General features: G+C 60.4%; 13 protein-coding genes. 8 read left to right on the top strand and 5 right to left on the bottom strand.

Features of this window, described 5'->3' with window-relative positions; all coding sequences use genetic code 11:
* On the bottom strand, nt 1–922 hold a 922-nt coding region (locus tag AYJ54_RS32675; protein ID WP_063705811.1), incomplete at its 3' end, for an SMP-30/gluconolactonase/LRE family protein.
* Nucleotides 923–1,013: 91 nt separating this feature from the next.
* Between AYJ54_RS32675 and AYJ54_RS32670 the strand changes: the two genes are divergently transcribed.
* Nucleotides 1,014–1,838 (top strand): NAD-dependent epimerase/dehydratase family protein, encoded by an 825-nt coding sequence (locus AYJ54_RS32670; protein ID WP_063705596.1) that lies wholly within the window; start codon nt 1,014–1,016, stop codon nt 1,836–1,838.
* A gap of 765 nt (nt 1,839–2,603) precedes the next feature.
* Here the strand turns inward: AYJ54_RS32670 and AYJ54_RS32665 are convergent.
* Both AYJ54_RS32665 and AYJ54_RS32660 read right to left on the bottom strand, forming a co-directional pair.
* Nucleotides 2,604–2,864, bottom strand: a complete 261-nt coding sequence (locus AYJ54_RS32665; RefSeq protein WP_063705595.1) for a hypothetical protein — start codon at nt 2,862–2,864, stop codon at nt 2,604–2,606.
* Nucleotides 2,865–3,046: 182 nt separating this feature from the next.
* Nucleotides 3,047–3,769, bottom strand: coding sequence for an SGNH/GDSL hydrolase family protein (locus AYJ54_RS32660; protein WP_063705593.1), 723 nt, complete (start codon nt 3,767–3,769; stop codon nt 3,047–3,049).
* Between the two features lie 166 nt (nt 3,770–3,935).
* Between AYJ54_RS32660 and AYJ54_RS32655 the strand changes: the two genes are divergently transcribed.
* The 4 genes from AYJ54_RS32655 (at nt 3,936) to AYJ54_RS32645 (ending at nt 6,991) form a co-directional block, all read left to right on the top strand.
* Nucleotides 3,936–5,198, top strand: coding sequence for a hypothetical protein (locus AYJ54_RS32655; protein WP_063705591.1), 1,263 nt, complete (start codon nt 3,936–3,938; stop codon nt 5,196–5,198).
* Nucleotides 5,199–5,203: 5 nt separating this feature from the next.
* Complete coding sequence (locus AYJ54_RS32650) at nt 5,204–5,788, top strand: protein-S-isoprenylcysteine O-methyltransferase (RefSeq protein WP_063705590.1); 585 nt, start codon at nt 5,204–5,206, stop codon at nt 5,786–5,788.
* Between the two features lie 212 nt (nt 5,789–6,000).
* Entirely contained in the window at nt 6,001–6,201 is a 201-nt protein-coding gene (locus AYJ54_RS54135; protein ID WP_082905971.1) for a hypothetical protein, read from the top strand.
* Nucleotides 6,202–6,289: 88 nt separating this feature from the next.
* Nucleotides 6,290–6,991, top strand: a complete 702-nt coding sequence (locus AYJ54_RS32645) for a hypothetical protein (RefSeq protein WP_063705588.1) — start codon at nt 6,290–6,292, stop codon at nt 6,989–6,991.
* Between the two features lie 85 nt (nt 6,992–7,076).
* Here AYJ54_RS32645 and AYJ54_RS48110 read toward each other — a convergent pair whose 3' ends face one another.
* Nucleotides 7,077–7,526: a DUF4070 domain-containing protein gene (locus AYJ54_RS48110; protein ID WP_245329182.1), complete on the bottom strand. Its 450-nt coding sequence runs from the start codon at nt 7,524–7,526 to the stop codon at nt 7,077–7,079.
* Nucleotides 7,527–7,528: 2 nt separating this feature from the next.
* Between AYJ54_RS48110 and AYJ54_RS32640 the strand changes: the two genes are divergently transcribed.
* On the top strand, nt 7,529–7,966 hold the full coding sequence (locus AYJ54_RS32640; RefSeq protein ID WP_063705586.1) for a Rap1a/Tai family immunity protein: 438 nt from the start codon (nt 7,529–7,531) through the stop codon (nt 7,964–7,966).
* A gap of 103 nt (nt 7,967–8,069) precedes the next feature.
* Here the strand turns inward: AYJ54_RS32640 and AYJ54_RS32635 are convergent, their stop codons facing one another.
* Nucleotides 8,070–8,756, bottom strand: a complete 687-nt coding sequence (locus AYJ54_RS32635) for a GntR family transcriptional regulator (RefSeq protein WP_063705585.1) — start codon at nt 8,754–8,756, stop codon at nt 8,070–8,072.
* Between the two features lie 174 nt (nt 8,757–8,930).
* Here AYJ54_RS32635 and AYJ54_RS32630 point away from each other — a divergent pair, with 174 nt between their 5' ends.
* Nucleotides 8,931–10,649 (top strand): IlvD/Edd family dehydratase, encoded by a 1,719-nt coding sequence (locus tag AYJ54_RS32630; RefSeq protein WP_063705809.1) that lies wholly within the window; start codon nt 8,931–8,933, stop codon nt 10,647–10,649.
* 62 nt (nt 10,650–10,711) lie between these two features.
* The gene (locus AYJ54_RS32625) at nt 10,712–11,707 is read left to right on the top strand and encodes a TRAP transporter substrate-binding protein (protein ID WP_063705583.1); all 996 of its coding nucleotides are present in this window, start codon (nt 10,712–10,714) and stop codon (nt 11,705–11,707) included.
* Nucleotides 11,708–11,765 lie beyond the last annotated feature (58 nt).

Here is an 11,765-nt window from a genome sequence, read left to right as displayed (position 1 = left end):
CCATGAACAGGCGGTTGCGCTTGACACCGCCGAAGCAGAGGTTGGCGCAGCGTTCGGGCAGCGCGATGCGGCCGATCATGACGCCGTCGGGCGCGAACACCACGACGCCGTCGAGCTCGGGATCGCCCATGCCCCAGCCGCACCAGAGGTTGCCGTCGATGTCGCAGCGCATCCCGTCCGGCGTGCCCGGAGCTGCATCGATGAAGACGCGCTTGTTGGAGATCGTGGTGCCGTCCGGCGAGACGTCATAGGCGAGAATCTTGCGGTTCGGTACCCCGCGCGATTCAACGACGTAGAGGATCTTCTCGTCCGGCGAGAAGCACAGCCCGTTCGGTCCCAGCACGCCCTCGGCGACGATGGTCGCCTTGCGGGTCGCCGGATCGAGCCGATAGACGTTCGGGTCGATCTCGGACTCGGCCTTGTAGCCCTCGTAATTGCCGAGCAGGCCGAAGGTGGGATCGGTGAACCAGATCGAGCCGTCGGACTTCACAACCACGTCGTTCGGCGAGTTCAGCCGCTTGCCGCCAAAGGAATCCATCAGCACCGTGATCTCGCCGTCATATTCGGTGCGCACCACGCGCCGGCCGCCATGCTCGCAGGTGATCAGCCGACCCTGGCGGTCGCGCGTGTTGCCGTTGGCGAAATTGGAGGGCTTGCGGAAGACGCTGACGGCCCCGGTCTCCTCCTCCCATTTGATGATGCGCTGGTTCGGGATGTCGCTGCACAGAAGATAGCGCCCGTCGCCGAACCACACCGGACCCTCGGCCCAGCGCAGGCCGGTCGCAAGCCGCTCCACGGCCGAGAGCTTCAGCCAGTATTTTTCGAAGCGGGGATCGAGTGCATGAATCGCCGGATCGGGGTAATAGGTGGCCGGCCGCCAACCTTGAGGCCTTTCTTGGGTTTGGGACGATGCATCGCTCATGTGCAGTTCTCGTTATTGCGTTCCCTCTGCCCAAATCTGCTATCATTAGAGACCTACGACCGCAAATCGGTCGCTACCGACGAGGGAAGAAATGCCGCGTATTTTGATGACTGGAGCTTCAGGCGGAATCGGCTCGAGCTTGCGAAAGTTGCTCCCGCCGATCTATCCGGACCTCCTGCTCAGCGACATCAAGCCGCCCGCCGATCTCGGCGCGAACGAAAAGTTCAAGGCGGCCGACCTGTCCGATCTCGCGCAATGCGAAGCGATCTGCGAGGGCGTGGACGGCATCCTGCATTTCGGCGGCTATTCGGTCGAAGGCGCCTGGGACGATATCCTCCAGGCCAACATCATCGGCGGCTACAACCTGTTCGAGGCGGCGCGCAAGAAAGGCGTCAAGCGCGTGGTGTTCGCCTCGTCGAACCACGCGGTCGGATTCTATCCCCGGCACCACAAGATCGGCACCGACGTCACCCCGCGCCCGGACGGACGCTACGGCGTCAGCAAGGTGTTCGGCGAAGCGGTCGGGGCGCTCTATGCCGACAAGCACGGGCTGAAGGTCACCTGCATCCGTATCGGCAATTTCGGCGACAAGCCGCTCGACCAGCGCCGGCTTGCGATCTGGCTCAAGCCGGAGGACCTCGTGCAGCTCTGCCGCATCGGCCTCGAGCACCCCGACATCCATTTCGAGGTGTTCTACGGGGCTTCCTTCAACGAGCGCGCCTGGTGGGACAATCACCGCGCCTATGAATTCGGCTATCGCCCCACGGGCCGCGCCGAGGATTTCTGGCAGCACGCGATGGCCGAGCAGGCCAAGCTGAAGCCGGATCCGGTCGGCGATTACTACCAGGGCGGCACGTTCTGCAGCATCGAGTTCGATGCCGACCCGACCCGGATCATCGACTGGACCAAGCGTTAGCGTTCGGATTCGCAAATCCGAGACACAGGTGCGCCCGGTCGGCGTCCGGTTCGGAGCTCAAAGCGGACAACACCCATTAGTCGATGTCTGTCCGCTAAGCGCCCAGAACCGGAAGCCGTCGATCGTTTTGTGCAGTGAGGTAACGATTACCGTCGCGTGCTTCTCCCCGGTGATCAGCGACAGTCGGGAATATGTTGCGAAGATGCTGGGCGGTGCGTTCGTCATCCTCGTCCAGGTGCAAGACACACCCCCTCATGATTTCAAACTGAACGGGAAGCTGGAGCGGGTGTGCGACATCCCCACGCGGCGTTCTTCATGCTGTCGATCTGCGAACTGCCGATGCCCGCGGAAGACTGTTCGACCCCGTCGATACGCAACCACTGTGCCAATGGTACTAGGTCTAACCCCTAGTACTCGACGGACGCAGAGCTCTCTGATTTCGTTGGTCCGACGCAGTTGATCAGCGCTCGGGGTACTCATGGAGCCGAGAGCCTCGTCACCAAAGTTCGCTTCCATTTCGGAGGCAATGCAGTTGCAAATTTGCAAGCAAGCGTCCGTTGAAAAGCCACCTTGCTGCGCGCAACCGCTTCGGCACACTGAGAGAAATTGCGGTCGCCACTCTGCGGCCGCGGCGATTGTTGCAACATTGATTGCAGCCATCGTCAGAACCAGGAGAAACGCAGGCATTGCTTTGCTTCCCTTTTCTGTTCTTGTGAGGTGCCGCTCCAATTCGACCGCACCTTTTGCGCCTCTAGCAATCTCCAGCTACTTGCGTGGTTTTACCCTGAAGCGGGACCACAAATGACCGATCAGCGATAGGACTATGGCGGCCACAATGATCGGGAGCCAAATCGACGTGGTTATAATGAACAAGGAAATGATGACCGCACGTCCAAAGACCGATTCGCTGACCGGGTTCTTAAGACGAGCGAAGTAGGCGTAGATAACAAAAATGGTGGCTGGCGCCATCCACGCGGCGACGAGCACCAGTAACAGGTCAACAAGTTGGCTGGCATAATGGTGCATGAGCGCACCTCCTGACAGCGTCGGCGCGAATTGCTGTCACCGCTGCGAGAACTGCGGTGATTGTGGCGGAGAATTGGTCTTTGTTCGCGTTCGCGGGCATCAGCACGCTCGGCGCCGCTGTCCCGGCCGGGGCCCAAACTCATGCGAAGCCGCGGCCTTCGATTCGCCTGAGCTAGGGCCTCTCAACGTGCACTCGTTGAGATGGCTCGGGCGAGGGCTCGTCCAATGCAATCATAACCATCGGCGGTGTTGTGCAATCCGTCCCACGATACCAGCGCGCTTTGCGCAACTCCGGCATTGATCGAATTCCGCATCAGCGCAAAACGAGAGAATAGCCCGACCCGTTCCTGCTTCGCGACATCGGCGATGATGCCCTCCATCGTCGGGTAGCTAGCGGAAGCGAGCACCTGCGGCGCATATTGCAGATCCATCAGCACGACATCCGCCGACCCTGCCTTAAGTGCCCTTACCCCTTCAAGAACGCTCCTCTTGAGCCCTTGGTCCGGCCGCCCACCCCAGGCGACGTCATTGGTGCCCAATTGCCAGATAACGAGATCAGGTGCGTGGGCGAAAACATCACGCTCGAAGCGTGCGATGTTGTTGGGAATCGTGTCGCCGATTCGACCGCTGTTGATGACGCTGATGTTGGCGTTCGATCTAAGCCTCGAGAGCTCTCGGCGCATCACCTCCGGATATGTGGCCGCGGACCTAAGCACCCAGAGTCCTACTGTCGACGATGAGCCGATCGCGACAATCTTTAACGGCTCACCGGATCTCAAACGCGCCGCCGTGCGGGGCAATTGTGCGCCCAGCGAGACATCCAAATTTGCCGCAAGACATCTCTCTCCAGACGATATCTCGTCCTGTGCTTGAGAGGGCGCCGTGCTGGACAACCCGATAATCATGGCGGCACCGATCGACGCTATTGCTCGAGCGGTTCGGGTTACGCATGGCAAAATAAATCGACACATGTTCCCCAATAACTGGTCGATTCTCTCTTGACAACCCTTGGCGTCAAACGTTCTGTCATTTGATTACAGGTCGATTGACGCGTGGACAGCGAGTAGCACGATGAATCCGCGGATAGGCGCGGGTAAGACCATGTCCGGAAAGCCTGTAGCGAAGCGGCTGGTATTCCATATCGGCGGCTATGATCCAATCACGTCGCATGTCACCGCGCAACGACGCTTTGTGCGCGAGATTGCCAGGTTCCAACGTACCTGGTCAGTGAAAGCGGCCGTCGACGGTTCGCATGATACCGTCGACCAGATCCAATGGAATGTGACGACGACCGGCCCCGATTGGCTCGTCGAAACCGATTACCGTCTGGTCCGATGGCACGACGTAATCGAGGCCTTCGGGCGTCGAAGCATTGGCTCACGCATTTCCGTCGGCATTCTTGCGTTTCTGGATTTCGTTTTGGCCGGCACTCTTTGGCGTTACTTGCTGAGCAACTGGCGCTACGCACTTTTCTTTCTCTATCCATTGGTCACGTTCGGATTGCTCATCGCGGCCGCCTTCTTGATTGGCGTGTTTGCATTCAAGATCACGGGATCAATTCCCATTGCTGCCGGTGGCGGTCTCTTCGGGTTCGCGGCCGTTTTGGCGGGGCCGTGGCGCTGGCTGCACCTGGGCGACTTGTTCGACGATTGGATTTTTTCTCGCGAGTATATTCGATGCGGTAATTCGGAAATCGAGCAAAGGCTGGACAGGTTGGCCGCCGAGCTCGTGGTTGCGGCGAGCAACTCTGCCGCAGACGAAATTTTGGTCATAGGGCACAGTCTTGGCGCCGTACTTGCGGTTGATCTGCTTGATCGCGCCTTGAAGCTGGACCCTGCGCTCGGTCGGAACAAAATTCCCGTCACGTTCTTGAGCGTTGGGTCATCCATACTCAAGATCGGTCTGCACCCGAAGGCAATGCGCTTTCGTTCGACGGTGGAACGCGTCGCCAAGTCGCGCGCGATCTTCTGGGGCGACTATCAGGCTCTCATCGACGTGTTGAACTTTTACAAAAGCCGGCCAATGGCCGAAATGGGCCTGTCGACAGAAAACGAGGCGACCGTCAGGGTCGTGAAACTTAGTCGAATGCTTGACGACGACATATATCAACGCATCCGGTTCAATTTCTTCCGTGTGCACTGCCAGTTCGTCAGTGGAAATGACAAGCGAACATCGTACGATTACTTTATGCTCACGTGCGGACCGATTTCAGCCAAATCCCAGACGCTCGCCCCGGATGGCGCCGTGTCGATGATCGCTGACGACGGAGGACTGATTGCGAACGCGCCGCTGTCGGAAAGCGAACTACCAGGTAATCCGGGCGCGGCAGCCTAATTCAAATGACGCCCACCATTTCGAAAGTCGTTTTCGTCGCATTGGCGATCGGCTGGTACCTCATACGCTATAAGTACGCGCGGCGTTCCCGCCGTGCGAGGATTGTGTGGAGCGCTCGTGGCCCCCTGGAAACTGCGCTCCTGCTCATATCTCTTTCGGGACTAGGACTTGTGCCGCTCGTCTACGTAGCGACAGGAATACCTCGTTTCGCAGCTTACAGCTTTTATCCCTGGTTGGCTTGGGTGGGATCTCTCTTTGCGATCGCGGCTCTGGGCGTGTTTCACCTGACTCACCGTGCACTCGGCCGGAATTGGTCGATAAGTCTCGACGTGCGGGAGAACCATGAACTCGTGACGGAAGGGATTTACCGGAGAGTTCGACACCCGATGTATTCGGCATTTTGGCTGTGGGCCATCGCCCAGGCATTGCTGCTGCCGAATTGGATTGCCGGTATCGCGGGCCTGGTCGGCTTCGGGACCTTGTTCTTTGGCCGCGTCGCAAGAGAAGAGCGAATGATGCTGCAGACGTTTGGCGACAGCTATCGCGAGTATATGGCGCGGACCGGTCGGGTCTTCCCGCGGATACTCTGAAGCAGGTACCGGCACGTCTTGATCTGTAGGATCACGAAGTCGACCTGGAACCAAAAGCTTCAATTCGCGTGCCATTTTCGCAACATATGGCAAAAAACGGCTGTCGGGGCTGCCGACTCCTCGGTCTATTCATTGCCGTCGTGGCGAGCGTCGGGTTATTTTTACGCGTGTCAGGTGAATTCCAACCCACCCGAATCATGGTGAGAAACCCGATGTTGAGATTCGTAGTCCTTGGTATCGCTTCTTTGGCTTTCGTAGGAACAGCAGTTGCTGCCGACCTGCCACGGCCTCAGCCTGTTGCCGCCGCGCCCGCGCCGGTTGGCAAATATCCCGTCGGCAAATACCCCGTCGGTAAGAGCCCCGTGGGCAAATACCCGGTCGCAGCCCCGGCCCCGTTGGTGACCAAAGGTTGATCTGAATATCTGTTCGTACCCCAGCGGAGTTCGTTTGGGGTAGCTGACTACCTGTGGCATCGGATCTTGGATCCAAGAGGATTCGAAGATGGCGGGAATGATTCGGAAGCGTCCGGGTCTGGAGCTTCTTGCAAAGGCCGCCTTGCTGGCGGCCTTTGTGGGCTTGGGGGCCGGGATCAGTAGCGCGCAACCAATCGAGGCGCGTGCCGACCATCAGCAACGGGACGCTCTCCCTAATTCGGCGACGAAGCCTGCGGAGAGCATGGCCGCGGTTACGCCGAGTGCCCCGCCGGCCACGTCAGATGCAAAGCCAGTTCGAAGAGCTGCTGCCCTAGGTCCCTACTACGTTGATTTTCGTGCCCGCACGGCATCAACGTACGGTCATGCATTCGTCTGGTACGGAAAGACGAGCGAAAAGCAGGTCGAGGTCGCTGGTCTGGCGCCGGCCGGCGACGAGGTGCCTTACATCTTGGGACACATCATGTTTGTGCCCTCTGAGACAGGGGCGACCTATGGTGATCTTGACGAGCAATATTTGACGGCCAGCTATCGCGTCTATTTGGATGAGGCCGATGCCAAGAAGGTCTTTGCTTATATCAAGCACCAGCAGGAGACCTCGCCGCTGTGGAACGCGGCAACGGCCAACTGCACTGCTTTTATCGGCCGCATAGCGACTTTTATGGGCCTCAACGCTCCGTTCCATCTGCTAAAGCCTGAGGAATACGTAAACCGACTCAGGGAGCTGAACGGGGGGCGAAAAATGGTGCACCTCGAACCCGGTCGAGGCTAGGTTCCTCGGTATTGAGCTCATCCAGCTTTCCTGATCAGCCGTCTCGACAGGGCCCCACTATTTTCCACGAATTCAGTGAGCGGCGTCATCCGAGAAAGTGCGGCGCTATATCGACCGTCCAAAGCGGCCAAACAGCCGTCGATCGGTTGGAGGACCCTGCGCATAGCCCGCGATCAAGGCGATCGCGATGCGTGCCGGTGACGAGTCGTTTGGCGCAGTTGAGGAAGGTTAGCCAAGATGAAGCGTTTCGCTTGAGCAATGGCCGTAACGACCCGATGGTACATTCTCTGGCGCTCGTCCTGGAAAACGAGGTCATCGACAGGCGGTTGTTGATGTGCCTCGAACGGTCGAGCATTGACATCAATCGATCAATGCGGCTCGCGTAGGCGGCAGGTTGATAGACGCTCTCCAGAATCTGTCTGTAGTCCATCAAAATCTCGCGCAAGGGACGCGCGGGATCGAAATTTGTGGCATCAGTGCATTGATCGCCAGTGCACTGATCGACGCCGTTTTTGCGCCGGTATTCGGGGGACACCAATGCGGGTCTATATCATTCTTGCCGGCCTAGCCCTCTTGCTCATTGGAAGGGAGGGCAGCGGCACGATCGTCGATAAAGGAACCGACGCGCAGAAATCTTGCGAGCTACTTGTTCAGAAATCGTTTCGTGATCAGGGCGACGCCCGGTCTGCCGGCTCATGCGAGGGAATGATCGAGACCGCGATGCTCTTTGCACCAAACCTGCCGGCTGAGGTGCGTGCATGCCCCCCCGCGCAAGGCAGTATCTTGGAAAGTGCCAAGATCCTTCTTCAATACATTGACAACAATCCGGATCGACTGAATGAACCGGGGATTACCCTTGCTCTCGAGGCGTTCAGAGATGCTTGGCCTTGCCATGGGGACGATGCTGGTGGCCCGAGACCAAAAAAGCGCGTGCCGAAAAAATCAGTGAAGCCTACGCCGCCTGCGAGCAATTAGAACAGTGCCTTCGCGATCTTGGCCCATCCGTGAGCGGCATTAAACGTATGCTGCTCCGTCCACAGTGTTCCCTCGGCGTCGGCCAAGTGAGCACACGACCTGCCTAGCGCCTGGTCTCGTCGTCGGCGATCCGCGCAAGGTAGTCCGACTTGCTGAACTGCATATGATCGACGCAGAGCTGGGCTAAGGCCCAGCTATCGCGTCCCTTCAACAGCTCAATCATCAGCTCGTGCTGGCGCTTCGACAGCGCCAGCCCCTCGTGGTCGGCGAGATTCTTCGCACGCATCGGCAGCGTCAGGTTCATGTAGTCCTGGAGCGAGCGCACCAGATAGGGATTGCCGCAGGCAGCAAACAGCGCGACGTGAAAGGCGTCGTTGGTCTCGTGAATGCCGCGCAGATCCTGCAACTCGGCCCTAGCGCAATATTGCCGCTGCAACACGGTCAGCTCGTCGATCAGGCTCTGCGGCGCGGGCAGGGGGATCATCAGTGCGGCTTGCCGGGTCAGCATTTCCCGCACCTCGTAGATCTGCCGGACCTCCTCGGCCGAATAGAACCGCACGGTGGCGCCGACGTTTTTCTCGCGCCGAACGATGCCGCGCCGCTCTGCCTCGACCAGCGCCTGGCGCACGAAGTGCCGCGAGGTGCCGTAGCGCGCCATCAGCGCGTCCTCGGTGAGGCGCGCGGCCGGCGCAAGGCGGCCGAAGATGATGTCCTCCTCGAGCCGCGCGACGATATCGTCCGGGTCCTCGCGCCGAACCGTCACGGCATCAGCGGTGCGAATGTGCTGCATTCCCTCCAGCCTCTCCGGTCCAGCCGCCCCTGTGGAGCAGGGAACATGCAGATTGTCAATAATCTGGAGCGTTCGACGCTGGTCTTCTCCTGAAATTGCCAGTGCAGATGCCTATCTTATTGACAATAAGGGGGCAGCCTGTACGACAATGGCAGAGCGGAATGGAGTGGCATGATGACGAGTGGCTTGCGCAAAGGGCTGACGAGCTATGGCGATGCCGGCTTCTCGCTGTTCCTGCGCAAGGCCTTCATCAAGGCCATGGGCTATTCCGACGACGCGCTCGAGCGTCCCATCGTCGGCATCACCAACACCTATAGCGACTACAATCCCTGCCACGGCAACGTGCCGCAGATCATCGAGGCCGCGAAGCGCGGCGTGATGCTGTCGGGCGCGATGCCGTTCGTGTTCCCGACCATCTCGATCGCCGAGAGCTTTGCGCATCCGACCTCGATGTACCTGCGCAACCTGATGGCGATGGACACCGAGGAGATGATCCGTGCCCAGCCGATGGACGCGGTGATCGTGATCGGCGGCTGCGACAAGACGTTGCCTGCGCAGGTGATGGCGGCGATCAGCGCCGACCTGCCGACTGTCGTCATTCCCGTGGGTCCGATGGTGGTCGGCCATCACAAGGGCGAGGTGCTGGGCGCCTGCACCGACTGCCGCAGGCTGTGGGCCAAGTATCGCGCCGGCGATATCGACGATGCCGAGATCGAGGCGGTGAACGGCCGTCTCGCGCCGTCGGTCGGCACCTGCATGGTGATGGGCACGGCCTCGACCATGGCCTGCATGATCGAGGCGCTCGGCCTCTCGCTGCCGATGAGCGCGACCATTCCGGCGCCGCATGCCGAGCGTTTTCGCCTCGCAGAAGCCAGCGGCAAGGTCGCCGCGGAGATGGCCAAGACCAAGGGGCCGAAGCCGAGCGAATTGCTGACGCCGGCCTCCTTCAAAAATGCGCAGGTCGTGCTCCAGGCGATCGGCGGCTCGACCAATGGCCTGATCCATCTGACCGCGATGGCGCATCGCTCGCCGCACCGGCTCGATCTCGACGCCTTCGACAAGCTCGGCCGCGAGGTTCCGGTGCTGGTCGACCTGAAACCGTCCGGCGAGCACTATATGGAGCATTTCCATCACGCCGGCGGCGTGCCGAAACTCCTGGCGCAGCTCGGCGATCTCGTTGATCTCGACGCGAAGACCATTACGGGACAGACGGTGCGCGACGTCGTGGCGAATGCGGAAGAGGTGCCCGGCCAGGACGCGATCCGCTCGCGCGACAACCCGATCAAGCCGGAAGGCGGCCTCGCCGTCCTGCACGGCAACCTGGCGCCGCGCGGCGCGGTCATCAAGCAATCGGCTGCGAGCCCGAAGCTGTTGCAGCACACCGGGCGCGCCGTGGTGTTCGAATCCGTCGAGGACATGACCCTGCGGGTCGACGATCCCGATCTCGATGTGAACGCCGATGACGTGCTGGTGCTTCGCAATGCCGGCCCCAAGGGGGCGCCCGGCATGCCCGAAGCGGGATATCTGCCGATCCCGAAGAAGCTCGCGCGTGGCGGCACCAAGGACATGGTGCGCATCTCGGACGCGCGCATGAGCGGCACGGCGTTCGGCACCATCGTGCTGCACATCACGCCGGAATCCGCCGTCGGCGGACCGCTGGCGCTGGTGAAGAACGGCGACATGATCCGGCTGGACGTTGCCAAGCGCAGCATCGAGTTGCTGGTCGACGCCGCCGAGCTGGAACGGCGCCGCGCTGGGTTGAAAGCGCCCGCTGCGCCGGACGAGGCCAGGCGCGGCTACGCCTGGCTGTTCAATAAGACCATCTTGCAGGCCGACGAGGGCTGCGACTTCGATTTCATGCAGAGGACTGGGCAAGGAACTGGGAAGGGGTGACCAACCACCCGACACGTAGCTCAGACCGCTAAAGCGGCGGGCGATAAAAACAGGGGGAAACGATGATTGCACGATCCATGCGTGGGTTGGCGGCGTTGGCCGCCGTCCTGTTCGTCACTGGGGCCGCGGCACAGGAGGTGAAGCATTATCGCTTCGCCTATGACCAGCCGCGCAATACCGGCTATTCCATCGCGGGTGACCTCTTCGCCGACAAGCTCAAGGAATTGAGCAAGGGGACGATGATCATCGATCAGTATCCCGGCGCACAGCTCGGGCAGGAACCGCAACTGCTCCAGCTCGTGAAGGCGGGCGACATCGAATTCGCGATCATCTCCTCGGCCAACACCGCAACGATCTCGCCGCAGGCCGGCGTGATGTCGCTGCACTTCCTGTTCCGCGACGAGAACCACGTGATCAAGGGGCTCGCCGATCCCCGCGTGTTCGAAGCCCTCAAGACGATGATCGACGAGACCACGCAGGGCCTTCATGTGATCGCGACCGGATCGCAGGGCGTCCGTCACATGTACTCCAAGAAGGAGATCCACAATGTCGGCGACATCAAGGGGTTGAAGGTCCGCGTGCAGGCGACCGCGACCGAGGACACCATGTTCCCGGCCTACGGCGCCCAGACCGTGCATATGCCGTTCGGCAGCGTCTACACCTCGCTGCAGACCGGCGTGGTCGACGCCGCCGAGAACAGCATCAACGTCTACCTCGTCAACAAACACTACGAGGTCGCGCCGGTCCTGAACATCACCGAGCACGAGGCCAACAACGCGCTGGTGTTCGTCTCCGACAAGCTCTGGCAGAGCCTGACGGCCGAGCAGAAGCAGTGGGTGCTGACGGCGGCGAACGAGATCTCCTCCAAGGAGCCGCAGAAGGCGTTCGAGCTCGAGCGGACCGCGGCCGAGAAGCTGAAGAAGATGGGCGTCAAGGTGGTCCAGGACGTCGACAAGAAGAGCTTTACGACGATCGCCGATCCCTATCTCGACAAGCTCGCCAAGGAGCTCGGCTCGCATGCCGAGAAGATCAAGAACCTGATCCGGTCGGTCAATTAGGCCGCGGTTGCAGCCGCTTCCACGCGTCGTCCCGGCGAAAGCCGGGACCCATACTCCG

Origin of the sequence: Bradyrhizobium centrolobii, from assembly GCF_001641635.1 — a bacterium.
GTDB classification, from domain to species: Bacteria; Pseudomonadota; Alphaproteobacteria; order Rhizobiales; family Xanthobacteraceae; genus Bradyrhizobium; species Bradyrhizobium centrolobii.
Note: the sequence above shows the minus strand (reverse complement) of the source record. Positions and strands in the feature narration are given on the sequence as shown.